Source organism: Streptomyces odontotermitis (assembly GCF_050510915.1).
Classification (GTDB): domain Bacteria; phylum Actinomycetota; class Actinomycetes; order Streptomycetales; family Streptomycetaceae; genus Streptomyces.
In genome coordinates this window covers 50,048-73,442 of the sequence record NZ_JBNJLS010000032.1, presented here as the reverse complement: position 1 = coordinate 73,442, position 23,395 = coordinate 50,048, and the positions used below count along the sequence as shown (strand labels likewise).

Annotated in this window: 22 protein-coding genes; 14 read left to right on the top strand and 8 right to left on the bottom strand. The window is 72.9% G+C overall.

What is annotated here, in order from left to right:
- On the bottom strand, nucleotides 1–641 hold a 641-nt coding region (locus tag ACQB60_RS43855; RefSeq protein ID WP_496931696.1), incomplete at its 3' end, for a TerD family protein.
- A 328-nt stretch (nucleotides 642–969) separates the two neighbouring features.
- Between ACQB60_RS43855 and ACQB60_RS43850 the strand changes: the two genes are divergently transcribed.
- The 4 genes from ACQB60_RS43850 to ACQB60_RS43835 all read left to right on the top strand — a co-directional run bounded on the left by ACQB60_RS43850 (nucleotide 970) and on the right by ACQB60_RS43835 (nucleotide 5,556).
- On the top strand, nucleotides 970–1,395 hold the full coding sequence (locus ACQB60_RS43850) for a DUF6643 family protein (protein ID WP_496931695.1): 426 nt from the start codon (nucleotides 970–972) through the stop codon (nucleotides 1,393–1,395).
- A gap of 52 nt (nucleotides 1,396–1,447) precedes the next feature.
- The gene (locus ACQB60_RS43845) at nucleotides 1,448–2,272 is read left to right on the top strand and encodes an MOSC domain-containing protein (protein ID WP_496931694.1); all 825 of its coding nucleotides are present in this window, start codon (nucleotides 1,448–1,450) and stop codon (nucleotides 2,270–2,272) included.
- Nucleotides 2,273–2,358: 86 nt separating this feature from the next.
- Nucleotides 2,359–2,964, top strand: coding sequence for an Rv1733c family protein (locus tag ACQB60_RS43840; RefSeq protein ID WP_496931693.1), 606 nt, complete (start codon nucleotides 2,359–2,361; stop codon nucleotides 2,962–2,964).
- Nucleotides 2,965–3,141: 177 nt separating this feature from the next.
- Nucleotides 3,142–5,556: a right-handed parallel beta-helix repeat-containing protein gene (locus ACQB60_RS43835; RefSeq protein WP_496931692.1), complete on the top strand. Its 2,415-nt coding sequence runs from the start codon at nucleotides 3,142–3,144 to the stop codon at nucleotides 5,554–5,556.
- On the opposite strand, the gene ACQB60_RS43830 is transcribed toward ACQB60_RS43835, so the two are convergent.
- Nucleotides 5,516–7,993 (bottom strand): hypothetical protein, encoded by a 2,478-nt coding sequence (locus tag ACQB60_RS43830; protein WP_496931691.1) that lies wholly within the window; start codon nucleotides 7,991–7,993, stop codon nucleotides 5,516–5,518. The two genes, ACQB60_RS43835 and ACQB60_RS43830, sit on opposite strands and share 41 nt — an antisense overlap.
- Before the next feature lie 232 nt (nucleotides 7,994–8,225).
- Between ACQB60_RS43830 and ACQB60_RS43825 the strand changes: the two genes are divergently transcribed.
- Both ACQB60_RS43825 and ACQB60_RS43820 read left to right on the top strand, forming a co-directional pair.
- The gene (locus ACQB60_RS43825; RefSeq protein WP_496931690.1) at nucleotides 8,226–9,089 is read left to right on the top strand and encodes a DeoR/GlpR family DNA-binding transcription regulator; all 864 of its coding nucleotides are present in this window, start codon (nucleotides 8,226–8,228) and stop codon (nucleotides 9,087–9,089) included.
- A 65-nt stretch (nucleotides 9,090–9,154) separates the two neighbouring features.
- Complete coding sequence (locus ACQB60_RS43820) at nucleotides 9,155–9,652, top strand: SRPBCC family protein (RefSeq protein WP_496931689.1); 498 nt, start codon at nucleotides 9,155–9,157, stop codon at nucleotides 9,650–9,652.
- Nucleotide 9,653: 1 nt separating this feature from the next.
- Here the strand turns inward: ACQB60_RS43820 and cds1 are convergent, their stop codons facing one another.
- Entirely contained in the window at nucleotides 9,654–10,751 is a 1,098-nt protein-coding gene (gene cds1, locus ACQB60_RS43815; RefSeq protein ID WP_496931702.1) for an L-cysteine desulfhydrase Cds1, read from the bottom strand.
- Nucleotides 10,752–11,106: 355 nt separating this feature from the next.
- Between cds1 and ACQB60_RS43810 the strand changes: the two genes are divergently transcribed.
- Together ACQB60_RS43810 and ACQB60_RS43805 are read left to right on the top strand one after the other, a co-directional pair.
- The gene (locus ACQB60_RS43810; RefSeq protein ID WP_384834241.1) at nucleotides 11,107–11,442 is read left to right on the top strand and encodes a hypothetical protein; all 336 of its coding nucleotides are present in this window, start codon (nucleotides 11,107–11,109) and stop codon (nucleotides 11,440–11,442) included.
- 239 nt (nucleotides 11,443–11,681) lie between these two features.
- Complete coding sequence (locus ACQB60_RS43805) at nucleotides 11,682–12,158, top strand: ATP-binding protein (RefSeq protein ID WP_496931688.1); 477 nt, start codon at nucleotides 11,682–11,684, stop codon at nucleotides 12,156–12,158.
- Between the two features lie 62 nt (nucleotides 12,159–12,220).
- On the opposite strand, the gene ACQB60_RS43800 is transcribed toward ACQB60_RS43805, so the two are convergent.
- From ACQB60_RS43800 to ACQB60_RS43790, 3 genes are read right to left on the bottom strand one after another with little or no spacing between them, the layout of a single operon-like run.
- Nucleotides 12,221–14,791 carry an ABC transporter permease gene (locus ACQB60_RS43800; RefSeq protein ID WP_496931687.1) on the bottom strand — a complete coding sequence of 857 codons (2,571 nt, stop codon included), beginning with the start codon at nucleotides 14,789–14,791 and terminating at the stop codon, nucleotides 12,221–12,223.
- On the bottom strand, nucleotides 14,788–15,588 hold the full coding sequence (locus tag ACQB60_RS43795; RefSeq protein ID WP_496931686.1) for an ABC transporter ATP-binding protein: 801 nt from the start codon (nucleotides 15,586–15,588) through the stop codon (nucleotides 14,788–14,790). The genes ACQB60_RS43800 and ACQB60_RS43795 overlap by 4 nt, the downstream gene beginning before the upstream one ends.
- Nucleotides 15,585–15,887: an SHOCT domain-containing protein gene (locus ACQB60_RS43790; RefSeq protein WP_496931685.1), complete on the bottom strand. Its 303-nt coding sequence runs from the start codon at nucleotides 15,885–15,887 to the stop codon at nucleotides 15,585–15,587. Before ACQB60_RS43790 ends, ACQB60_RS43795 begins: the two co-directional genes overlap by 4 nt.
- A gap of 216 nt (nucleotides 15,888–16,103) precedes the next feature.
- On the opposite strand from ACQB60_RS43790, the gene ACQB60_RS43785 reads away from it, so the two are divergent.
- From ACQB60_RS43785 to ACQB60_RS43770, 4 genes are all read left to right on the top strand, one after another.
- Nucleotides 16,104–16,715 carry a TetR/AcrR family transcriptional regulator gene (locus ACQB60_RS43785; protein ID WP_496931684.1) on the top strand — a complete coding sequence of 204 codons (612 nt, stop codon included), beginning with the start codon at nucleotides 16,104–16,106 and terminating at the stop codon, nucleotides 16,713–16,715.
- 61 nt (nucleotides 16,716–16,776) lie between these two features.
- Nucleotides 16,777–17,172 carry a (R)-mandelonitrile lyase gene (locus ACQB60_RS43780; RefSeq protein ID WP_496931683.1) on the top strand — a complete coding sequence of 132 codons (396 nt, stop codon included), beginning with the start codon at nucleotides 16,777–16,779 and terminating at the stop codon, nucleotides 17,170–17,172.
- A gap of 26 nt (nucleotides 17,173–17,198) precedes the next feature.
- Nucleotides 17,199–17,783, top strand: a complete 585-nt coding sequence (locus ACQB60_RS43775) for a DUF4865 family protein (RefSeq protein WP_496931682.1) — start codon at nucleotides 17,199–17,201, stop codon at nucleotides 17,781–17,783.
- Nucleotides 17,780–18,700: a phosphotriesterase family protein gene (locus tag ACQB60_RS43770; protein WP_496931681.1), complete on the top strand. Its 921-nt coding sequence runs from the start codon at nucleotides 17,780–17,782 to the stop codon at nucleotides 18,698–18,700. The genes ACQB60_RS43775 and ACQB60_RS43770 overlap by 4 nt, the downstream gene beginning before the upstream one ends.
- Before the next feature lie 112 nt (nucleotides 18,701–18,812).
- On the opposite strand, the gene ACQB60_RS43765 is transcribed toward ACQB60_RS43770, so the two are convergent.
- Nucleotides 18,813–19,640 (bottom strand): alpha/beta fold hydrolase, encoded by an 828-nt coding sequence (locus ACQB60_RS43765; RefSeq protein WP_496931680.1) that lies wholly within the window; start codon nucleotides 19,638–19,640, stop codon nucleotides 18,813–18,815.
- A gap of 208 nt (nucleotides 19,641–19,848) precedes the next feature.
- On the opposite strand from ACQB60_RS43765, the gene ACQB60_RS43760 reads away from it, so the two are divergent.
- Nucleotides 19,849–20,445, top strand: a complete 597-nt coding sequence (locus tag ACQB60_RS43760; RefSeq protein ID WP_496931679.1) for a TetR/AcrR family transcriptional regulator — start codon at nucleotides 19,849–19,851, stop codon at nucleotides 20,443–20,445.
- A 177-nt stretch (nucleotides 20,446–20,622) separates the two neighbouring features.
- On the top strand, nucleotides 20,623–21,843 hold the full coding sequence (locus ACQB60_RS43755; protein WP_496931678.1) for an MFS transporter: 1,221 nt from the start codon (nucleotides 20,623–20,625) through the stop codon (nucleotides 21,841–21,843).
- Here the strand turns inward: ACQB60_RS43755 and ACQB60_RS43750 are convergent.
- Complete coding sequence (locus ACQB60_RS43750) at nucleotides 21,840–23,072, bottom strand: ROK family protein (protein WP_496931677.1); 1,233 nt, start codon at nucleotides 23,070–23,072, stop codon at nucleotides 21,840–21,842. The two genes, ACQB60_RS43755 and ACQB60_RS43750, sit on opposite strands and share 4 nt — an antisense overlap.
- Between the last annotated feature and the right edge of the window lie 323 nt (nucleotides 23,073–23,395).

Here is a 23,395-nt window from a genome sequence, read left to right as displayed (position 1 = left end):
ACTCGGCGGTGCAGCACTACCGGGGGCGGGGGCGAGGCGGGCATCGGGGCAGGAGGCGGGGTGGGCGCGGCCTGCGGCGGAGCGGGAGCAGCCTGGGGCGGGGCGGCCTGGGCGGGCTCGTCCACCGTGATGCCGTAATCCGTCGCGAGCCCTTCGAGCCCGCTGCCGTATCCCTGTCCGACCGCGCGGAACTTCCAGGCTCCCTGTCGCCGGTACAACTCGCCCAGCACGAAGGCGGTCTCGACCGTGGCGTCGGCGCTGTCGTAGCGCGCGATCTCGCGGCCGTCGGCGGCGTCCAGGACCCGGATGCTCAGCCCCGGCACCTGCCCGAACGTCCCGCCGTCCGCCGACGCGGCGAGCACGACCTTGTCGATGTCGCCCTCCACCCGCGCCAGGTCCACGGCGAGGGTGTCCGTGACGCGCCCCCCGGCGTTCTGCTTGCCCTCGTGCCGCACCGCTCCGGAGGAGTGCTGCGGCTGGTTGTAAAAGACGAAGTCGGCGTCCGAACGCACCTTTCCGGAAGCGCTCAACAACAACGCCGAAGCGTCGGCGTCGGGCACTCCGGGTCCGGAGCCCCATGCCAATTCGACCCGCACCGCAGGTGCGGGCACGGGAACATTCGATCCTTTAGGCATTGACATGTCCGCCCCCATCGCAAGGTGTGGGCCCTGGTGGGCCATCGACCGATCCATGCCCAACCTATTACCTGGGCCGCGAACCGATGCACGAAGAGGCCCGCGGCGGGCCCGCGCGCCCCCTGCCCGCAGCCCCGCGCAGACCCCCGAGTCAACTCCCGCCGGACCGGCGGTAACCCGTTGGGGGCGTGGCTTTTACACGATCCCTACGACTGTGAGCGACCGATTTTTGCCAGGTTCGTTCGCATTGGGGATCCACGTTCACTGTCGACACGCAAAACAACCCTCTTATCGGTCTCCCCAACCAGCACATCGTGGGCTTAACTTATGACGCATGACCTCCCCCCGCTCCACCTATGGCGGCGGTTACTACTCCGCGCCGTCCTTCCCGGACACCCCGATCTACGACTCGCTCGTCGCTGAACGCGGCACCCCGCAGATCGCCCCGATCCGGGTCCCCTCCGCGTACGACACGGGCAGCCACCTGCCCGCCCTGCCCGTGGCCCTGCCCGCGCTGCCCGCCGCCCCGTCACCGGCCCAGCAGGCCGGATACGGCTACGCGCCGGGTCCGCAGGCCCCGCTGCAGCAGGCTCCCGCGCCCTACATCCCGCAGCAGGCGGCCGCCCCGCGCGGCTACCCCGGCGCGCAGCCCCAGCGGCCCGCGACCGGCACGGGTTACGAGGCGATGCGCCCCGCGGCGCCCCGCCCGGCGCCCGCGCCCTACGAGGACCCGTACAACCGCCCGTACCGCGGCTACTGAGCGGGCGACCGCATCGGGCTCCCCTGTCGGGTACTGCTGGCAGGATGGGTCCATGGGACGTCCAGTTGTCGAATCGCTCCACTTCTACCCCCTCAAGGCGGCCAGGGGGCACGCACCGCGTGAGGCCGTCGTGGAGCCCTGGGGGCTCGCCGGGGACAGACGCTGGCTGCTGGTCGACGACGCGGGGCGCTTCCTGACGCAACGAGCCCATCCGCGGCTCGCGTTGGCCGCCGCCGAGGCATTGCCGGGCGGCGGCCTCCGGCTGTCCGCGCCCGGCCGGGAGCCGCTCACCGTCGCCGTGCCCGAGCCCCTCCTCACCGTCCCGGTGGAGGTCTGGCGGGACAAGATCGACGCGGTGCCCGCCGACGCGGCGGCGCATGCCTGGTTCAGCGCGTACCTGGGGGTCGACGTCCGGCTCGTGCACCTCGACGACCCCGCGCGGCGCCGTCCCGTCGACCCGGAGTACGCCCGGCCCGGCGAGACCGTCAGCTTCGCCGACGGCTTTCCGCTCCTGATCACCACCACGGCCTCGCTCGACGCGCTCAACGCCCTGATCGCACAGGGCCGTCATCCGCACGAGGGCCCGCTGCCCATGAACCGCTTCCGGCCGAATGTGGTCGTGTCCGGAACGGACCCGTGGGCCGAGGACGACTGGACCCGCATCGCCATCGGCGAGCTGACCTTCCGCGTCGTCAAGATGTGCGGCCGCTGCGTCGTGACCACCACGGACCAGGATTCGGCGGCGCGCGGCAAGGAGCCGCTGATGTCGCTCGCCCGGCACCGGCGCATCGGCGACAAGTTGGTCTTCGGGCAGAATCTCATCCCCGAAGCGACGGGAGCGATCAGAATCGGCGATCCGCTGAAGATCCTCGAATAGCCGGGCTCCGTGGGGGAACTCCTCCGTGTGGTGCGGACGTTGAGAAAGGTCGAGCGTCGCCGAGAATGCCGTAGGGGGTGCGGACTGTGCGAGCAATCGCCGGACTCTGGCGCTGGCGGCACAACCCGCTGCGCCGCGGGACCGACCGCGTCGAGGCATGGGTGGCGCTCGTCGCCCTTCTGCTCCTCGTCGTCGCCGTCCCGCTGGCCGGAATCCTCTCCGGGGTCCTGACGGGAAACGCCCTGCAGCGGGCGGTGCGCGACCAGCGCGCGGCCCGGCAGCAGATCACCGCGACGGTCGTGCGCGAGGTGCGCCAGCCACCCCTGGACCCGGATCCCGAGACGGCCACCCGGCGGGACGCGCACAGCCGCGTGCTCGCCGCCTGGACGGCCCCGGACGGCACCTCCCACTCCGGCACGGTCGTCGCCGACCTCAAGTCCCCGCACGCCGGTGACCCGTTCAAGCTCTGGACCGACCGGCACGGCCGCATCGTCGGCCGCCCCCTGGACTCCCCGACGGCGACGACGCACGCCGCGCTCGCGGGCCTCGGCGCCGCCGCCGCGACCACGGGCCTGGTCGAGGGGGCCAGGCGGCTGATCGTGTGGCGTCTGATCCGGCGGCGCTACGCGCGCTGGGACCAGGCATGGGCGCAGGCCGGACCGGACTGGGGCCGCACCGGCACCGGCTCCTGACGCTCCTCCGACTCCGTGAGGATGCGCGGGTGACCTGGTGAGAGCCCGGCCATCGGGTCAACTCGCCCGCCCCGCGCGCGCTACGGTGGACCGGCCGAACTCTTCGGCTTCTTGCACGAGTCCCCCGCCGGACGAGGCAAGGTCCCGCGTACGACGAGGTGGGGGCAGAGCAACTCCATGGCACAGGGCACGGTCCAGGTGACGCACACGGGTACCTCGCGGTGGCGGCGCCGCACGGGCGAATACGCCTCGCTGGCCGCCGCCCTGGAGGCCGCGAGCGACGGGGACGTCCTCACCGTCACCCCCGGCACCTACCGCGAGAACCTCGTCGTGCAGCGCGCGGTGACGCTGCGCGGCCCGGAGGGCTCCCCCGGCTCCGTGCGCATCGCGCCCGTCGACGGGGTGCCCCTGACGGTGCGCGCCTCCGCCGTCGTGCAGGACCTGCACGTGGAGGGGCAGGACGCGGCGGCGCCCGCGCTGCTCGTGGAGGACGGGGCACCGGAGCTCACCGGCGTACGGATCGTGACGCGGTCGGCCGTCGGGATCGAGGTGCGCGGCGGCGCCCGGCCGACGGTGCGCCGCTGCACCGTCGACAACCCCGGCGGGATCGGCATCGCCGTACTCGACGGCGGGGGCGGTCTGTTCGAGGAGTGCGAGGTCGTCGCGGCCGGGCAGGCGGGGGTCTCGGTGCGCGGCGGCGGGCATCCGCGTCTGGAGCGCTGCCGGGTGCACCACGCCTCGGGCGCGGGCCTCACGGTGACCGGCGAGCACACCGGGCTCGAGGCCATCGGCTGTGAGGTGTACGAGGTCAAGGGCACCGGCGTGCACATCACCGCACGCGCCGCGGCGCACCTCACGGACTGCGCCGTGCACCGCACGACCGCCGACGGCGTCACGCTCGACACGGACGCGGTGCTCACCCTCGCGGACTGCCGCATCCACGACATTCCGGAGAACGCGGTCGATCTGCGCTCCCGCTCGGTGCTCACGCTGACCCGTTCCAAGGTCCGCCAGTTCGGCCGCAACGGCCTGTCGGTGTGGGACCCGGGCACGCGCGTGGACGCCAACCAGTGCGAGATCCACGACAGTACGGGCGACTACCCGGCGGTGTGGGTCAGCGACGGGGCGACCGCCGTCCTGGAGTCCTGCACGGTGCACGACGTCCCGGACGCCCTGTTCGTCCTGGACCGCGGCTCGCGCGCCGACGTCGTCGACAGCAAGCTCTTCCACGTACGCAACACGGCGGTCTCGGTGAGCGACGGCGCGACGGCGCAGCTCGACGACTGCCATGTCCGCGAGGCCGCGACGGGCGCCTGGTTCCGGGACCACGGCAGCGGCGGCACCCTCGCGAGCTGCACCTTCGAGGGCACCCAGACGGGCGTGATCGTCACGAAGGGCGCCGATCCCACGATCGAGCGATGCACGGTCACGGGCGCCGCGGAGGCCGGGTTCTATGTCTCGGCGGACGGCCGCGGCACCCTGCACAGCTGCCGGGTGACGGACAGCGCCGGCTACGGCTTCCACATCATCGACGGCTGCCGCACGACGCTGAAGAAGTGCCGTACGGAGCGGTGTGCGCGCGGGGGTTACGAGTTCTCCGAGGACGGCCCGCTCGTGGAGGACTGCACGAGCGACGAGAGCGGCGGGGTGCGGCCCGCGGCGGCGGAGCCCGTGGCGCAGCAGAGGGCCACGGAGACGGCGGGCCTGCTCGGCTCGATCCCCGGCCAGCACGCCCTGAGCCGACCGGCCCCCGAGGAGCCCGCGCCGCCCGCCCAGGACACGCGCTCCTCCAAGGAGGTCCTGGGTGAACTCGACACGCTGGTGGGCCTGGAGAGCGTCAAGCGCGAGGTGCGTGCCCTCACCGACATGATCGAGGTGGGGCGGCGCCGCCAGCAGGCGGGCCTCAAGGCGGCCTCCGCACGGCGGCACTTGGTGTTCACCGGCTCCCCCGGCACGGGCAAGACGACGGTGGCGCGCCTCTACGGGGAGATCCTCGCCTCGCTCGGTGTCCTGGAGAAGGGCCACCTCGTGGAGGTGTCCCGGGTCGACCTGGTCGGCGAGCACATCGGCTCGACGGCGATCCGCACGCAGGAGGCGTTCCAACGCGCCCACGGCGGCGTCCTGTTCATCGACGAGGCGTACGCGCTCTCGCCGGAGGACTCGGGGCGGGACTTCGGGCGCGAGGCCATCGACACGCTGGTGAAGCTGATGGAGGACCAGCGGGACGCGGTGGTGGTGATCGTCGCGGGCTACACGGAGGAGATGCGGCGCTTCCTTTCGGTCAACCCCGGTGTGGCGTCCCGTTTCTCACGGACCATCACCTTCGGCGACTACGCACCCGAGGAGCTCCTGCGCATCGTGGAGCAGCAGGCCGACGAGCACGAGTACCGCCTCGGGGCGGGTGCGGGCGAGGCGCTCCTGAAGTACTTCACGGCGATCCCGAAGGGCCCCGCGTTCGGCAACGGCCGTACCGCGCGGCAGACCTTCGAGGCCATGGTGGAGCGGCACGCGGGCCGGGTCGCTCAGCTCGAGGAGCCGAGCACGGACGACCTCACCCTGCTGTTCCCGGAGGATCTGCCGGACCTTCCGTAGCCGCGTCGGGCCCCGGTCGTCCGGGCCCCGGCTGCCCGGGCTCCGGCTGCCCGGGCTCCGGTGGCGTCGCCTCGCGCGGTGCGGGCACGCCCGGCTTGAGGCGGGCAAGGAGGTGGGCCCGCTCCTCGTCGAAGGCGGGGTCGGCCTGGTACTCGCCGTGGCCCAGGATCGGTGCGGGCAGCGGGTGTTGTTCGGTGCGGCCGTAGGCGAGGGGGTCCTTGAGCGGGGCGCGGTCGACCTGGGGGGCGCAGTCGCCGGAGAGGCGGACGGGGCCCCCGATGGGGTCGGTGGTGCGGTAGAGGTTGCGCCAGCAGGCGGCCTCGCGGTGCAGCGCGGTGAGGGCGGCGGGCCCGAAGTGGGCGGGGAACCAGCGGCCGTAGAGGCGCTCCAGCGGGGAGCCGTAGGTCAGCAGGGCGACCCGCTTGCGCACGGAGGGGCGCAGCTGCCAGACGGCGGCCGCTGCCAGCACGCTGCCCTGGGAGTGGCCGGACAGGACGAGGCGGCCGCCGGTCGTGCGGGTCCAGGTGTGCATGCGCCAGGTCAGGTCGGGCACGGCGCGCTCCGCGTAGCAGGGCGGCGCGAAGGGGTGGGCTGCGCGCGGCCAGAAGGTGCCGACGTCCCAGAGGATGCCGATGGTGCGGCGGGCGGAGGGGTCCTTGTAGGCGCGCCGGGCCCAGGTGACGAACAGTATGAATCCGAAGCCGATCATCCAGGAGCCGAGCGCCTGCGAGGTCTGGGCCGCGCCCTCGACGACGTCGGGCGCGTGGCGCGCGGCCCGTCCGGGGACCTTGTCGCTGATCCAGGCGCCCACGAGGGCTCCTGCGCCGAGCAGCAGGGTCACGGCGGAGATGACGCCGACCAGGAGGGGCACGCGGTCGGTGAGCAGGGCCCGCGCGCGGGTGCCCGCGATGCGCTGGGTGCGCTCCTTGTCCTCGCGCTCCCCCTCGTAGTCGCGCACTACGAAGGCGACCTCTTCCTTCTTGCGCTGCCAGGTGCGGACGCCGAGGAAGGCGCAGAGCCCGGCGACGACGGCCAGGAGCGGGGGGATCACCGATGCCTGCCAGGTGAGCAGGACGGGCGGCCCGTCGATGGAGCCGTGCGCGCCGTCGAGCCAGTCGGCGACGCGCTGGGCGCCGCCGCCGGACATCACGCCGCCGAGCGCGCAGGCCAGCATCGCCGTGGCCGGTCCGCCGAGGCCCTTGATGGCGGTCCGGCGGTCGGGTGCGGTGCGGTGCAGGAGCAGGGCGGCCACGGCGAGGGCGACGACGAGGAGGCCCTGGACGAGGGCGATGCCCCCGAAGGTGGCGTTGCCCGGCAGCCGGCCCTCGGACGTCCAGTCGGGGCGCGACCAGCCCGCGTACAGGAGCGTGAGGGCCAGCAGCGAAAGGGCGGCAAGGGGCAGCCGGCGGATCAGGGTGCTGTCGAGGGTGCGGTCGAGGCGGTTCTCGCTGCGGCCCCTGCGGCACACCACCCAGACCACAACTACCGCGCCCAGTACGTACGTTGTGTCCAGCGCCCGGCCCAGGGCGTCCAGGAGGGCGGGGCCCGCCTCGTGCCGGTCGTGGTGCGCGGCCGTGGAGCCGACGGCCGCGGCGACGGTGAGGAAGCCCGCGGCGGTGTGGGCGGCGCGCAGCCGGGCGACCAGGCGGCGCCCGTACCAGAAGCCGGGCCTGGCGAGCGCGGTGCGGCTGGTCTCCTCCTCGGGGTCGGGCTGGTGGGGCAGCGGCTGCACGGACTCGTACGCGCTCCAGGTGCGCTGCGAGAGGTACCAGAGCAGTCCGGTGAGCCCGGCGGGGACGAGGGCGGCGAGCGCGAGGCGGCGGCCCGGCTGGGTCCACCAGCCGCCGCTGCCGTCGGCGGTCGTCAGGAAGCCGAGCCAGGAGCGGTCGCGGGAGCAGTCGGGGGCGCCCGCGCACTGCCAGGCCACCAGGTCGAGCGCGACCTCGCAGGCGGCGGCGACGAGCAGCACGGTGAGGGTGAGCCCGGTCAGGCGCACCAGCAGGCCGTAGACGCGGACGGTGCGCCGTCGCCGTCGCGAGGTGGGCCGCATCCAGTGGGCGAGGTTGACGACCATGAAGGGCAGCAGGAGCAGCCACAGGGCGCGGGCGCCGTTGCCGGAGGTGAGGTTGCACCAGACGTACGCCTCCGGGACGGGCTTGCCCTCGTAGTCCCCGGGCCGCTGCTCGGCGTCGGCGTCCTCGGTGCGGCGGAAGACGGCCGCCGTCTCGTCGCCGGAGATCCGCACGGTCCTGGGGTCGCCGAGCATCTCCTCGGGGGTGGTGCCCCCGACTCCGTGGACCAGCAGCTCCAGGGCGATCGCCGCCTGGTCGGGTGTCCCCGCGCGCGGGGCGCCGGGCGCCTGTTCCGGTGCGGTGAGGGGGCCGGGCTCGGCCGTGGTCTTCTCTGTGGCGGACTGGTCCGCTGCGGCACGCTTCACTGTTGCGTCCCCCGAGAGGCGTGTGACGAGGACTCCAAGGATCTCGGCTCCCGGCCCCCGGCGCACCCCTCGTCACGTAATCTCCCCGTTCCGTGTCGGATCGACTCCGGGCGGTGGTCCGCGCGCCGGTGGCCCGTGCGAGGATGAAGCTGCCTTTCGCGACGGACGTGACGAGCGCGAGGGTGTGACGAGGCGGAACGGGACAGTACGAGGCAGAAGGGCCGGACCTGACGTGAGCGAGAATCAGAACCTCCTCGCCGAGCAGCGCCGCGCCCTGATCCTGGACGAGGTGCGCCGCCGCGGCGGGGTCCGCGTCAATGAACTCACCCGGAAACTGGGCGTGTCGGACATGACGGTCCGCCGCGACCTGGACGCCCTCGCCCGCCAGGGAGTCCTGGAGAAGGTGCACGGCGGCGCGGTCCCGGTGGTCGAGGCCAGCACGCACGAGCCGGGCTTCGAGGCGAAGTCGGGCCTGGAGCTGAGCGCCAAGGAGGACATCGCGCGCACCGCGGCCACCCTGGTGAGCCCGGGTACGGCGATCGCGCTGTCCGGCGGCACGACGACGTACGCGCTCGCGCAGCACCTCCTGGACGTGCCGGACCTGACGGTGGTGACCAACTCGGTGCGCGTGGCGGACGTCTTCCACTCCGCGCAGCGCAGCGCGGGCCAGCGCCAGGGCGCCGCCACGGTGGTCCTGACGGGCGGCGTGCGCACCCCGTCGGACTCGCTGGTCGGGCCGGTGGCGGACCAGGCCATCGGGGCGCTCCACTTCGACGTGCTCTTCCTCGGGGTGCACGGCATATCGACGGAGGCCGGGCTCTCCACGCCGAACCTCGCGGAGGCGGAGACCAACCGCCGCCTGGTGCAGTCCGCGCGGCGCGTGGTGGTGGTCGCGGACCACACCAAGTGGGGGACGGTGGGCCTGAGTTCGTTCGCCACCCTGGACCAGGTGGACACCCTGGTGACGGACGCGGGGCTGCCCGCACAGGCGCGTGTCGAGATCTCCGAGCAGCTGCGCCAGCTGGTGATCACCGGCGAGGACGGCATCATCGAGTCGCCGGGCGCCGTCGACCCCGAGATCCCTGAAGACATCTGACGGACCCTCAGCTATGGTGACCCCTGCCCGGTCAACCACCCGATTCCGCTGGGGAGATGGGTTCCATGGCACGCCGACTGCGCCCGGTGGGGCTCGACTTCGTCGAGTCTGCTCCCCTGCGTCTGGTCTTCGCCCGTGAGGTGGCCGCACCCCCCGGGGCCGTCTACCGGGCGCTCGCCCTGGACGTGACGGAGTGGCCCGCGTGGTTCACCTCGGTCGCCGTGGCCCGGCCCACCAGGGAGGGCGCGGGCCGGGAGGTCCGGCTCAAGGGCGGTGTGCGCTTCCAGGAGACGATCATGGCCGCCGAGGATCCGGCGGTGTACGCCTACCGGGTCGACGAGACCAACGCCCCTGGGATGCGAGCCCTGTTGGAGGAGTGGCGCCTCACCCCGGCCGCGACCGGCACCCGGGTGCAGTGGACCTTCGCGGCCGACGGCCCGGCGCCCTTCCGCTTCGCCGTGAAGCTGGCCCGCGCGGGCCTCGGGCGCTCCTTCAGGGACGCGGTCACCGCGCTGGACCGGCGGCTCGCGGCCGCCGACTCCCGCTCCACCGACCGCGGTTGACTCACTCGGGCCAGGAGCCGGTGGCCAGGAGCGTGTCGATCGTCTGCGCGTACGGCGTGATGTCCAGGCCCTGCTCGGCCAGCCACGCGTCCGAGTAGTACTTGTCCAGATAGCGGTCGCCCGGGTCGCAGATGAGGGTCACGACGCTGCCGGTGCGGCCCGCCGCCACCATCTCCGCGACGATCTTCAGGGCGCTCCACAGACCGGTGCCGGTCGAGCCGCCCGCCTTGCGCCCGATGGCCTGCTCCAGGGCGCGTACGGCCGCGACGCTCGCCGCGTCCGGGACCTTCATCATGCGGTCGACGGCGCCGGGCACGAAGCTGGGCTCCATGCGGGGGCGGCCGATGCCCTCGATGCGGGAGCCGCAGTCGCTCGTGGCGTCCGGGTCGTGGTTGACCCAGCCGTCGAAGAAGCAGGAGTTCTCCGGGTCGGCGACGCAGATGCGGGTGTCGTGCTGCATGTAGTGCACATAGCGCGCGATGGTCGCCGAGGTGCCGCCGGTCCCGGCCGTCGCGACGATCCACGCGGGCTCGGGGTAGCGCTCCAACTTCAGCTGCTGGTACATCGATTCGGCGATGTTGTTGTTGCCGCGCCAGTCCGTCGCCCGCTCCGCGTAGGTGAACTGGTCCATGTAGTGGCCGCCGGACTCGACGGCGAGCTTGGCCGCCTCCTCGTACATCATGCGCGAGTCGTCCACGAAGTGGCACTGGCCGCCGTGGAATTCGATCAGGCGGCACTTCTCGGCGCTGGTCGTGCGGGGCATCACCGCGATGAAGGGCACGCCGATCAGCTTCGCGAAGTACGCCTCGGAGACGGCCGTCGAGCCGCTGGACGCCTCGATCACCGGGCGGTCGGGCCGGATCCAGCCGTTGCAGAGCCCGTACAGGAACAGCGAGCGGGCGAGGCGGTGCTTGAGGCTGCCGGTGGGGTGCGTCGACTCGTCCTTGAGGTACAGGTCGATGCCCCACTGCTCGGGCAGCGGGAAGCGCAGGAGGTGAGTGTCGGCCGAGCGGTTGGAGTCCGCCTGGACCTTGCGCACGGCCTCTTTGAGCCATGTCCGGTACGCGACGTCGCTGCGGTCGACGTCCAGTGTGGCCATCGCGCCGTCGACCTGATGCTGCTGCTGTGTCGTGCTCACCGCGGGGCTCCTTCGCGTCGTGCCGACCCCCGGTTGAACTGGCCGGACGTCTCGATCATAAACACCTTCCGCACCCTTCTCACCTGCATAAACATGCCTTTGGGGGTCTCAAAGGAGTGCCTGGCGGGGCCAGTCGGAGCAGGCGCACGGGGCACCTCGCGCGGGTGTCGGGTTCCGGCCGCGAGGGGCCCTTGCCTGGCACAACGCCCGTCGTGCGTACTGGTGCTCGAGCCCGGGTGCGTGCAGACTGCACCGCACGGGACATGGGTATCGTCCGCAGGGACGGTCCGATTCAGGCACTAGGGGGCGGAGCGATATGGCGGAGCCGGAGTTCACGGCCACGGGCGTGCGGATCGGACGGCGGCTGCGCTCCCTGACCCGGGCCGGTCAGGTCCGGATCAGCGACGGCAGGCTGCAGTTGCTGACCAGTTACGGCAGCGAGATCGACAGCGCCCCGGTGCAGGCGGTACGCGCCGGAAAGCCCTGGTTCTCCTCCGACGACCGCGCCCTCGCCGCCGTCGATGTCAACGGCACGCGCTACCGCCTCACCCTCGGCGAGCAGGACCCCGCTCCCGGGGAGCCCGGACCGCCCTCGGCCCGCCGGTTCATCGAGGCGGTGCGCGCCGCCGCCGGGCACCGGCCGCGGGCCTAGGGTCCGATCCGCACGACAGGCACTGCCCCCTGTCCCTCCGCACGGCGCCCTGGTGCGAGTTGCACGCCCGCACCCCCTGAGTCACTCTGGTGTCACATCACTCTGGGTTTACCGGCGATGACGCTGCGAACCAGCCCGCCGGTCAGACAGCAGGCGGTCGCGCTCACCACCCCCGACGGCGACAGCTGCTGGATCCGCTCTTCGTCTTCTTCCGGACCTCAATTCGGGGAGTCGCAGCCGTGATCAGCCAGCCGAGCAGGCATTGCACGGTAGAGCTACAAGCCCTGCCGTCGCGGATCGGCCAGGTCCGCAGAATCGTCTCTGCGCAGTTGCGCTACTGGCATCTCGATCCCTTGATAGACCACGCCGCCCTAGGCGTGACCGAGCTGTTGACCAACGTCCACCGGCACGCCGAGCCCGACAAGGTGTGCACCGTGGAGATCGAGCTCCTCCTGGACCGGCTCACCATCTCCGTCCACGACCACGACCCCCACCTGCCCGTGGTGCGCGACGCGGAGCCCTTCGCCACCAGCGGCCGCGGGCTCGCCATGGTCGCCGCGGTGAGCGAGAGCTGGGGGGTGCGCCCGCAGGGCGACGCCGGGAAGATCGTCTGGTTCACACTGCCTGCGCCCTCCCCCGCCGTGGCCCTGCCCGCGTACCCGGTGTACGGAGCAACCGCGGAATACGCTCCCGCCCGGTCGGCCGTTGTCGGCTGACCGGGCGGTGACCCGCTCTCCCGCAAGTCCGCGCGGACGACCCCTGTGCGCCCGCGCGGACGTCATTCGGTCGCGATGGCCCCAAGGACGTCCAGGCGAGCGGCCCGGCGCGCCGGGCGAATCCCCGCCAGGGCGCCCGCGGCCAGGCCCACCAGGGCGACCACGGTGAGCTGGACCGGCGGCACCGCGAACGCGAAGGCCGTGGCGGTCGTGCCGTCCGACGCCTTGACCAGGACCCAGCCGAGGAAGCCGCCGAGAGCCAGACCGCCCGCCGTGCCGAACGCCGCGACCAGGACCGACTCCCATCGCACCATGGCCCGCAGCTGCGCCCGGGTCTGTCCGACGGCGCGCAGCAGGCCGAGTTCGCGGGTGCGTTCGTGGACGGCGAGGGTGAGCGTGTTGGCGATGCCGAGGAGGGCGATGACCACGGCCAGGGCGAGCAGCGCGTAGACGAGGGTGAGCATCATGTCGATGCCGCCCGCCGAGGACTGCGCGTACTCGCCGCGGGTCTGCACCTCGGGGTTCCCGTACGCCGCCGCGATCTTCTTGACCGCGGCCTTGCCGTCGTCGGTGCTCACACCGTCCTTGAAGGTGACCGAGACGAGGGTGTCGGAGTCCTGGGTGCGGTGCGGTGCCCAGGCCGCGCGGGTGATGACGTAGTCGCCCGCCAGCTCGGACTGCCCGTAGACGGCGCGGACCGTGAAGGGCTCCTTCTTGCCGTCGGTGAAGGCGAGTCGGGCCGTGTCACCGACCTTCAGGTGCTGCTTGTCGGCTTCGCTGCGGGTGATCGCGATGCCGTCGTCGCCGAGGTGGTTCATGGAGCCGTCGACCCTGCCTAGGTCGAAGGACTTGGCGAGCAGCGTCGGGTCAGTGACGGTCAACGCCCTTCCCCGGCCGTCGACTTCGGCCACGCCCCGGCCGAGCCCGACGGCGGTCGCGACCTCGGGGCTCTTGGCGACGGCGGGGGCCAGCCTGGGGCTGAGCCCGCTGCCGCCCGCGCCGAACGACGGGGTGCTGACGGCGATGTCGCCCGCGAAGGAGCGCGCGACCGTCTGGTCCATGGTGGCCTTCAGGGAGGCGCCGAAGACGGTGAAGAGCGAGACGACGGCGACGCCGATCATCAGGGCGCTGGCGGTGGCCGCGGTCCGCTTGGGGCTGCGCAGCGCGTTGCGCCGGGCGAGCCCGCCGGTGACGCCGCGCAGCCGGTCGAGGGGTCCGCCGAGGACGCGTACCGCCCGGGAGGAGGCCACCGGGCCGAGCACCACGAACGCGACCAGGGCGAGCACTCCCCCGGCCCCGGCCAGCCAGACCGACGGGGTCGCGAGGACACCGGTCAAGGCGAGGCCGACCGTGGCGAGCGCGAGCGCACCGCCGAGGACCGCGCGCCGCCGCGAGGCGCCGGAGTGGTCGACGGCCGTCTCGCGCAGGGCGGCGAGCGGAGCGGTGCGTCCGGCGCGCAGCGCGGGCACGAGCGCCGAGCACAGGCAGACCACGATCCCGACCGCGAGCGGCAGCAGCATCGACAGCGGGCTGATCACCAAGTCGCCCTCGGGGAAGGGGAATCCGATGGCGGGGAACAGCGCCTGCAGCCCGGCCGCGATGCCGATGCCGCCCGCGAGCCCGACCGCGGAGGCGGCCACGGCGACCGCGGTGGCCTCGACCAGGGTGGCCGTGGTGACCTGGCGGCGGGCGGCGCCGAGGGCGCGCAGCAGGGCGTTCTCGCGGGTGCGCTGGGCGACGACGATCGCGAAGGTGTTGTGGATCGAGAACGTGGCGACGAGCAGCGCCACTCCGGAGAAGACCAGAAGGAAGCTGGTGAAGAGGGTGAGGAACTGACCGGAGATGTTGTCGGTGTTCTCCGCGGCCGACGCCTCACCGGTGATGGCCTCGACTCCCTTGGGCAGGGCGGGCTTCAGGGCGTCGACGAGCTCCTGCTGGCTGGTGCCCGGACCCGCGCGAACCTGGATGGTGGCGGCCTCGCCGGGCTTCGCGGTCAGGTACTTCTCGGCGTCGGCGCGGGTCATGCCGGTGAAGGTGGTCTGCGCCATGCCGTCCTCGCCGGCGAAGGTCGCGAGGCCCACGACGGTGACCTGGACCGGGTCGGGGGTGCGCAGCGTCGTCGTATCGCCGATCCTCAGGTCGCCGGTCTCGGCGGCGCCGCGGTTGATGACGACCTCGCCGGACCTCGACGGGGCGCGTCCTTGTGCGAGTTGATACGGGTTCAGGTCCTTGTCGGCGATCCAGTTGCCCGCGAGGGTGGGCGGGCCCTCGCCGCCGATCGGCTTGCCGTTCTTGCCGACGAGCTGGCCCGCGCCCTGGATGCTGGGCGCGACGGCGGCGACGCCGGGCACCTTCTCCAGCCTGCCCACGAGGTCGGTGGGGACGGGCCGGCGCACGCCCTGGGTCTCGCCGGACGCGGTGATGGTGTCGGCGCTGCGGACGACGGCGTCGGTGCCGCTGGCGGCATTGCCGAACATCGTGTCGAAGCTGGCGCGCAGGGTGTCGCCCATGACGAGAGTGCCCGCCAGGAAGGCGACGCCCAGCAACACGGCGAGGAAGGTGCCCGCGAAGCGCCGCTTGTGGCCGCGCAGCGAGGCGAGGCTGATGCGGGTGGTGGCGCCGAGGGAGCTCATGGCGTGTCGCCTCCTTGGGCGCGCGAGGCCGGCTCGCCGGTCCCGTCGAACGCCTTCATGCGGTCCAAGACCTTGTCGGCCGTCGGGGCGGCCATGCGGTCGACCAGGCGCCCGTCGGCGAGGAAGACGACCTCGTCCGCGTGGGCGGCGGCCACCGGGTCGTGGGTGACCATGACGACCGTGCGCTGCATCTGGCGCACGGCCCGCCCGAGCAGGCCGAGGACCTCCTCCCCGGAGCGCGAGTCGAGGTTGCCGGTGGGTTCGTCGGCGAAGACGACGTCGGGCTGCCCGGCGAACGCCCGTGCCACGGCGACGCGTTGCTGCTGTCCGCCGGAGAGCTCGGCCGGCCGGTGGTGCAGCCGGTCGCGCAGGCCCACGACGTCCACGAGGGCATCGACCCACTCGGCGGACGCGGCGTCGCCGCGCGCGCCCGCCAGGTCCATCGGCAGCGTGATGTTCTCGGCGACGGTCAGCGTGGGCACCAGGTTGAACGCCTGGAAGACGAAGCCGATGCGGTCGCGCCGCAGCAGCGTGAGCCGCCGGTCGTCCAGGGCACCGAGCTCGGTGTCCCCGATGTGCGCGGCCCCCGAGGTCAGCGTGTCCAGGCCCGCCGCGCAGTGCATCAGGGTGGACTTGCCCGAGCCCGACGGGCCCATGATCGCGGTGAACCGCCCGGCCGGAAAGCCGACGCTCACCCCGTCCAGGGCCCGTACGGCCGTGTCCCCGGAGCCGTAGACCTTCACGGCGTCGGTGACCCGGGCTGCGGTGCGCACCCCCGTGCCGGTCATGGTGCTCATGCCGCACCGCCCTTGCGGCCACGGCCCTCGTGGGCGTGACGGCCGAACTCCTCGTTCAGGACGGTGAGCCGGCGCCAGTACTCGTCCTCGTCGATCTCACCGGCGGCGAACCGGTGGCCGAGCACGGCGATCGGCGACTTCTCGTCGACACCAACGCTCCGCCAGGGCCCGCGCCGCCCCCGCCACACGGTGCGCCGCAGCAGCGTCACGACGCCGACCACGACGGCCGCCCAGATCAGCGGGAAGAGCAGGATCCACGGGCCGGGGCCGCCGTCCCAGTGCTGCGCCAGGGTGTTCATCTGAGGTCATCTCCTCGGTAGCGGTTCGCTGTCGTGTGATGCCTCGAGACTCGCTCCGAGAGGGGGGCGAAGTCGTCGTACGGCCAGCGGCAGTGGGTGTACCTCCCGGGGAGTACGGGAGGCGGGGCCGGCTACTTCCCGGCCTGCCGTCCGGCTTCCTGACCGGCCTGCCGCCGGGCCCGGTTCCGGCCGTCCTGGACCTCTGTACCTACTAGTATGTACAGTGTTTCCATGACCACTCCGGAGCGACTGATCGAGTCCACCCGCGAGCTCCTCTGGGAGCGCGGTTACGTGGGCACGAGCCCCAAGGCGATCCAGCAGCGCGCGGGGGCCGGGCAGGGCAGCATGTACCACCACTTCAGCGGGAAGCCCGACCTCGCGCTCGCCGCGATCCGGCGCACCGCCGAGGAGCTGCGGGCCGCCGCCGACGCCTCCTTGAGCGGCGCCGGATCCGCGTACGAGCGCGTCGAGTCCTACCTCCTGCGCGAGCGCGACGTGCTGCGCGGCTGCCCCGTGGGACGGCTGACCATGGACCCGGACGTCATCGAGAGCGACGAGCTGCGCGAACCGGTGACGCGGACGCTGGAGTGGCTGCGCGGGCGGCTCGCGGAGATCCTCCAAGAGGGTCTGGACCGTGGGGAGTTCACGGATTCGCTGGACCCCGAGGAGATCGCGTCGGCCGTGGTCGCGACCGTGCAGGGCGGCTACGTCCTGGCGCGCGCCTCCGGCTCACCCGCCGCCTTCGACACGGGCGTACGCGGACTGCTCGCCCTGCTCGGCGCCGCGCGCCGTCACGCCGACGGCCGACGGCTAGCGGCTAGCCGCTAGCCGCTAGCCGCTGACGGCCATTCCGTACGTCTACCCGTCCGTCCACCCGGAGGAAGCCCCCATGCGCATCACCCGTACCCGCCCCGACTCGCAGCGCGGCCCCGCCGAGCACTTCACCGGCACGGTCTGGCTCGACGAGATCGCGCAGCCGCCCGCCCCGTCCCGGCTGCGCATGTTCAGCGTGCACTTCGCGCCCGGCTCGCACACCGCCTGGCACCGCCATCCCCACGGCCAGGTACTGCATGTGACGGAGGGTCAGGGTCTGGTGCAGCGCGCGGGCGGACCCGTCGAGGAGATCCGGGCGGGCGACACGGTCTGGATCGAGCCCGGCGAGCGGCACTGGCACGGGGCGGGGCCGCGCACCTTCATGACGCACCTCGCGCTGGTCGAGGCGGCCGAGGACGGCACGACGGTCGAGTGGCACGAGCTCGTGGAACCGTCCGTACTCCCCAACTGACGTCCGAGACAGCGAGGTTGTTCACCATGCACGCCATGCAGTACGAGATCACCCTGCCCGCCGACTACGACATGGACATCATCCGGGAGCGGGTGGCCACCAAGGGCCATCTGCTGGACGACTTCCCGGGGCTCGGCGTCAAGGCGTACCTGATGCGCGAGCGCGGCGTCGACGGCTCACCGGTCAACGCGTACGCGCCGCTCTATCTGTGGAACACCCCGCAGGGCATGAACTCCTTCCTCTGGGGCCCCGGATTCCAGGGCATCGTCGACGACTTCGGGCGGCCCGAGGTGCAGCACTGGACGGGACTCGCGTACGAGGAGGGGGTGGCTGCGGGCGCCCCGGCGAAGGCGGCGGTCCGGCGTCGGCAGCGGATACCCCAGGGCGCGCAGCTGTCCCCGCTGATGGAGGAACTAGCCCTGGAGGCAGGACGGTTGGCGCGGCGCGACGGGGTGATCCTCGCTGCCACGGCCGTCGATCCGCGCACCTGGGAAGCGCTGCACTTCTCCCTCTGGGCCCATGACGCGCCCGAGGGTGTGGGCGATGTGTTCCAGGTGCGGCACGTGTCGGCGCCGGAGCGGAAGCTGCTCACCCAGGGGCGGCACTGGTGACCGGGGGGCTGGTGCGTGGCGTGCTCGGCGACCTGGAGCCCGACGCGCTCGGCGTCTGCGACGCGCACGACCACCTGTTTCTGAGCAGCCCTCAACTCCCGGGCCAGGAGCTGGACTCGGCGACCGAAGCCGCCGCCGAACTGGCCGCGTTCCGGGCGGCGGGCGGCAACTCCGTCCTCCAGTGGACGCCGCACGGCATGGGACGGCACGCGGCGGAGCTCGCGGACCTCGCGCGGGACTCGGGGGTGCGGATCGTCGCCGCGACGGGCCTGCATCAAGCAGCCCACTACACCCGGGAGTTGCTCGACGGCCTGCGCGCGACCGGCCTTGCCGAGCTGTTCGTGCGGGAGCTGACCAAGGGCATCGGCACGACCGGCGTACGGGCGGGTCTCATCAAGGTCGCGGGCGGCTTCCACGGTCTGGACGCGCACGCCCGCTGGACGATGGCGGCGGCCGCCGAGGCGCACCACGCGACCGGCGCCGCCATCACGGTCCACCTGGAGCTCGGCACCGGCGCGCTCGACGTACTCGACCTGCTCTGCGGCGAGTTGGGGGTGCCGCCGCACCGGGTGGTCCTCGGTCACCTCAACCGCGCCCCCGACCTCGTCACCCACCGGCAGGCCGCCGACGCGGGCGCCTATCTCGCCTTCGACGGGCCCTCCCGTGCGCACCACGCCACGGACTGGCGGATGCCCGACGCCGTACGGGCCCTCGCCGACGCCGGGTTCGGGGAGCGGATCCTGCTGGGCGGCGACACCACGACGGCCGGGGCGCGTTCGGTGAGCGGCGGGCCGGGCATGCCGCATCTGCTGCGCCGGGTGCGGCCGCGGCTCGAACTCGCGGTGGGCAAGGACCTGGTGGACACGATCCTCACGCGCAACCCGGGGCGCGCGTTCGCGGTGGAGTGGCCCGCCTGAGCCCCTCCCCGGTCCGGACGTGAGCCCGAGCCACGGGTCCGATCCACGGGTCCGATCTACGTGTCCGATCCACGTGTCCGAGCCGTCAGCGCCCGGCCGCCGGCCGCACCCGTCAGGCCGCCACCTGGCGGAACTCCGCGGCGACATGGGCCAGCAGGCGGCCGGGCGCGTCCTCCTGGATCGCGTGCCCCGCCCCGTCGACCCAGATGAGCTCGGCGTGCGGAACGCGGTCGTGCAGGAAGTGGGCGAACTCCGGGGGCAGCAGGCGGTCTTCGGTGCCCCAGATGATCCGTGTCGGCACCTCGACGGAGCCGAGGAGGTGCTCGAACTCGGCGGTCTCGGCGGGGCCGATGTGCCGGTACTGGCGGTAGAAGGCGTCCTGCCCCTCCTCCCCGCGCCAGGGCGCCAGATGGGCGTCGAGGACCTCCGGCCGGTAGCCGGTGTGCGTGGCACGCCTCAAGTGGGCGGCCACCAGCGCCTCGTGGGCGTAGTCGGGGAGGCGGCCGAACACGTCGGTGTGCTCCCGGATGAGCTTGAAGTAGCCGGTGCCCCAGGGGCCGCCGCCCACCGCGTCGACCAGCGTCAGGTCCCGGTAGTCGGCACCCTCCAGAAGCAGCGCCCGCAGCGCCACCGCTCCCCCGATGTCGTGCGCGACGACGCCCGGCCGCTCCAGGCCCCAGTGGTCGAGGAGCCGCCGGAAGATCCTCGCCTGCGCGGTGATCGAGACGTCCTGGCCCGCGCGCCGCTCCGACTGCCCGTAGCCGAGCAGGTCCCAGACGTAGACCGTGCGGGTGCGGGCGAGGGCCGGTGCGATCTCGCGCCAGATGTACGAGGAGAAGGGCGAGCCGTGCAGCAGGACGACCGGGTCGCCCTGGCCCGACCGGGACCAGCGCACCGTTCCGTCGGGCGTCTCGAAGCTCTTCTCAAGGTTCCAGCTCATGCGTGCCGCCACCTCTCCAGGCGTTGCCGGGGCGTCGTCGTCCGTCAGTTCGTCACGACCAGTCCGTCAGTCCGTGACCACCAGTCCGTCAGTCCGTCAGTCCGTCACGGCCAGACGTTACCAGTTAGACAGCTTTAGAGGTAACGCACGAGAAGGCGGACCCCGCCCCGTATTGCACTGTGCGTTCCAAAACAGGTACGGTTCCCCCATGGCCCGACCGAGGACTTTCGACGAGGAGCGGGCCCTGGACGCGGCGATGCACGCCTTCTGGTCAAAGGGCTTCGAGGCCACCTCGACCCAGGACCTGTGCGACGCCACCGGACTGGGCCGCAGCAGCATCTACAACACCTTCAGCAGCAAGCAGGACCTGTTCCGGCGGGCCCTCACCCACTACATGGACTCCATGACCAACGCCCAACTGGCCATCCTGGAGGACGAGAAGAGGACGCCGACCGCACGCATCCAGGCCATGTTCGACCGGGTCGTCGACGGCGACTTCGAGCACCGCGAGGACGGCCGGAGCATCGGCTGCCTGACCGTCAACACGACGATCGAGCTCGCCGGGCGCGACCCCGCGACGGCCGCGATGCTGGAGCGCGACCTCCAGCGGCGCCTCACGGCCCTGCGGGCCACCCTCGAAACGGGACAGCGGACCGGAGAGATCACCTCGCGACGGGACCCGGGCGAGCTCGCCCGCTTCCTCAATGCCGTGATCGGCGGGATGCGGGTCTCCGGGCAGGGCGGCGCCGACCGTGCCACCCTGGAGTCCATCGCGGCCACGGCGATGGACGCGCTCATCCGCTGACCCCGCATCCGCTGACCCCGCATCCGGCGGCCCCTTCCCTCCCCTCGACTCCCCTCAACTCCCCGCAGTTGCCCTCGACTGCCCTCGGGTGCCCTCACTCGGCTCAAGCCCCTTGCTCGGGGCGGCTCTTGCCTGCCCATATTTTGCACTGAACATTCCAATACTCCTGGAGCTTCCATGCCCCGCGCCGTATACGTCCTGGCCCTAGGCATCTTCGCCATGGTCACGAGCGAATTCGTCGTCGCCGGACTCATGCCGCAGATGGCCGACGGACTCGACGCCACCATTCCGCAGGTCGGGTATCTCATCACCGCGTACGCGGCGGCGATGGCGATCGGCGGGCCGTTCCTGACGGTCGCCGTGCTGAAGATGCGTCAGAAGTCGGCCCTGATGGTGCTGTTCGCCGTCTTCCTGGGCGGCAACGTGCTCGCCGCCCTCGCTCCCGACTACTGGACGATGCTCGTCGCGCGCCTCGTCACGGGCGTCGCCTCACAGGCGTACTTCGGCGTGGCCATCTCACTGTGCGCCCGGCTCACCCGGCCCGAGGTGCGCGGCCGGGCCGTCGCCGTCGCCCTCAACGGGCTGATGCTGGGCACGCTGCTCGGCCTGCCGCTGTCCACGGTCGTCGGGGAACACTTCGGCTGGCGCGCCGCGTTCTGGGCCATCACCGGTCTGACGGTGCTCGCCGCCCTGGCCACGCTCGCCGGGGTGCCGCGCCTGGAGAGCGCCGCGGAGGAGGGCGGACTGCGCCAGGAGCTCGGCGCCTTCCGCAGCCCGCGGCTCTGGCTGACGCTCACCACCAGCACGTTCGTCATCGGCGCCACGTTCTCCGCGTTCAGCTACCTCAACCCGATCCTCACCGAGGTGACCGGCTTCGCGACCGGCACCGTGCCGCTGCTGCTCATCGCGTACGGCGCGGCCACCGTCGTGGGCAACACGGTCGTCGGGCGGCTCGCCGACCGGCGCACGCTGCCGGTCCTCGTCGTCGGCCTGCTGCTCAACCTCGGGTTCCTGACCGGCTTCGCGCTGCTGGCCCAACTGCCGGTGCCCGCCGTGGTGTTGATGATGGGCATCGGGCTCGTCGGCGTCACCATGAACCCCGCCCTGGTGACCCGGGTCCAGCGCACCGGCAACGCCCGGCCGCTGGTCAACACCGTGCACTCCTCGTTCATCACGTTCGGCATCATCATCGCGACCTCGGTGGGCGGACCCGCGATCGACGCCTTCGGCCTGCGCGCGCCGCTGTGGATCGGCGCCGGCCTGGCCGTGCTCGGGCTGCTGAGCCTCGTACCGGACCTGAGGCGCCGTCAGGAGAGCGCGCGGGCCGCGGAGTCGGAGCCCGCGCCGGAGCGGGAGCCCGCGCCCGTCGCCCAGATCAGCCCCGCGTCCGCGGCCTAGCCCAGCACCCCGAGGGGGTCGTCGAGCACCGGCTGCCAGGCCAGCTCGGCGGCCCCCACCAGGCTGTTGTGGTCGAGGGTGCAGGCGAGGATCGGCACGCTGCCGCTGCGCCCCCACAGGCTGCGGTCGGCGACGACGGCGCGCAGCCGCTCGGCGTCCGCCTCCAGGAGGGTGCGGTGCAGCCCGCCGAGGATGATGCGGTCCGGGTTGAGGATGTTGACCAGGCCCGCGAGCCCCTGGCCGAGCCGGTCGATCATGGCCTCGGCGGCGGCGCGTACGCCCGGGTCCGCGTAGGCGTCCCGGAGCAGGGCGTTGGCCTGCTGGAGCAGGCCCTCGGGGCCCGGCTCGCGTCCGGCCTCGGTGAGGAACGCGAGAGGGTCCGTCTCGACGTCCAGGCAGCCCCGGCTGCCGCAGTGGCAGGGGCGGCCCTCGGGGTTCACGGTGAGGTGCCCCACTTCGAGGGCGAGGCCCGAACTCCCGGTGTGCAGGCGCCCGTCGAGGACGAGGGCGCCGCCGACGCCCCGGTGCCCGGTCGCCACGCAGAGCAGGTCGCGGGCGCCGCGGCCCGCGCCGTGCCGGTGCTCGGCGAGCGCGGCGAGGTTCACGTCGTTGCCGGTGAACGCCGCGCCCTCGATGCCCGCCACCCGCACCTGCTCGGCGAAGAGGGCGCGGACGTCGGCGCCCGCGGGCCAGGCCAGGTGCAGCGGGTTGAGGGCGGTGCCCTCCGGCTCGGCGACGGCGGACGGCACCGCGAGCCCCGCGCCCACACACCGCCGCCCGGTCTCCCGCAGCAGCCCGGCACCCGCCGCGACGACGGCGCCCAGCACCTCGGCGGGGTCGGCGCCGACCGTCTCGCAGCCCGGCGCCGTGGCGACGATGCGCCCGCCGAGACCGACGAGAGCCGCCCTGAATCCGTCGGTGTGGACCTGGGCCGCGAGCACCACGGGTCCCGCGTCCGCCACCGAGAGCCGGTGCGAGGGCCTGCCCTGGGAGCCCGCCGCGGCGCTCGGCCTGGCGTCGATCCGGATCAGGCCGAGCGACTCCAGCTCGGCGGCGACGACGCCGGCCGTGGCCCGGGTGACACCGAGTTCGGAGGTGAGCAGGGCCCGGGTCGGGGCCCTTCCCGTGTGGACCAGTTCAAGAGCGGGACCGAGCGCGCCGCGCCCCCGTTCGAGCCGGGTGCGCGCGGTCCCTGCCCCCTCGGCTCGGGGGGCCGCCTTGCCGTTCATGACGGTGAGTCTCCCATGATCCGTACGCCGTCCGGCCGTTCGGCCGCCGTCGGCTCCATCTCCGCTGTTCTCTGTTCGCCGGTCGCCCTTTGCCGGTCGCCGGTGGTGGGGCGGGGTGGGGACGCGGCGGTATGTCCGTCCTCGAAAAGCCGGGGGCGCCGGACGAGTACACGAGTACTCGGGTGGGTGGGGTGCTGTACTGCGGGTGGACATACCGCCGCGTCCCCACCCCTTGCGCCGCCGTCTGACTGCGCGTGCACGGCGGGTGAGGGATCCATCGCGTCCGGCGGTCACAGTGGGAACCGACTTGCTTGCTCGTACGT

Coding starts and splice junctions, on each gene's coding strand:
- ACQB60_RS43845 (WP_496931694.1), top strand. CDS start 1,448: ATGGGACGTCCAGTTGTCGAATCGCTCCACTTCTACCCCCTCAAGGCG.
- ACQB60_RS43790 (WP_496931685.1), bottom strand. CDS start 15,887: ATGAACACCCTGGCGCAGCACTGGGACGGCGGCCCCGGCCCGTGGATC.
- ACQB60_RS43780 (WP_496931683.1), top strand. CDS start 16,777: ATGCGCATCACCCGTACCCGCCCCGACTCGCAGCGCGGCCCCGCCGAG.
- ACQB60_RS43755 (WP_496931678.1), top strand. CDS start 20,623: ATGCCCCGCGCCGTATACGTCCTGGCCCTAGGCATCTTCGCCATGGTC.
- ACQB60_RS43775 (WP_496931682.1), top strand. CDS start 17,199: ATGCACGCCATGCAGTACGAGATCACCCTGCCCGCCGACTACGACATG.
- ACQB60_RS43835 (WP_496931692.1), top strand. CDS start 3,142: ATGGCACAGGGCACGGTCCAGGTGACGCACACGGGTACCTCGCGGTGG.
- ACQB60_RS43820 (WP_496931689.1), top strand. CDS start 9,155: ATGGCACGCCGACTGCGCCCGGTGGGGCTCGACTTCGTCGAGTCTGCT.
- ACQB60_RS43795 (WP_496931686.1), bottom strand. CDS start 15,588: ATGAGCACCATGACCGGCACGGGGGTGCGCACCGCAGCCCGGGTCACC.
- ACQB60_RS43800 (WP_496931687.1), bottom strand. CDS start 14,791: ATGAGCTCCCTCGGCGCCACCACCCGCATCAGCCTCGCCTCGCTGCGC.
- cds1 (WP_496931702.1), bottom strand. CDS start 10,751: ATGGCCACACTGGACGTCGACCGCAGCGACGTCGCGTACCGGACATGG.
- ACQB60_RS43850 (WP_496931695.1), top strand. CDS start 970: ATGACCTCCCCCCGCTCCACCTATGGCGGCGGTTACTACTCCGCGCCG.
- ACQB60_RS43760 (WP_496931679.1), top strand. CDS start 19,849: ATGGCCCGACCGAGGACTTTCGACGAGGAGCGGGCCCTGGACGCGGCG.
- ACQB60_RS43785 (WP_496931684.1), top strand. CDS start 16,104: ATGTACAGTGTTTCCATGACCACTCCGGAGCGACTGATCGAGTCCACC.
- ACQB60_RS43810 (WP_384834241.1), top strand. CDS start 11,107: ATGGCGGAGCCGGAGTTCACGGCCACGGGCGTGCGGATCGGACGGCGG.
- ACQB60_RS43765 (WP_496931680.1), bottom strand. CDS start 19,640: ATGAGCTGGAACCTTGAGAAGAGCTTCGAGACGCCCGACGGAACGGTG.
- ACQB60_RS43750 (WP_496931677.1), bottom strand. CDS start 23,072: ATGAACGGCAAGGCGGCCCCCCGAGCCGAGGGGGCAGGGACCGCGCGC.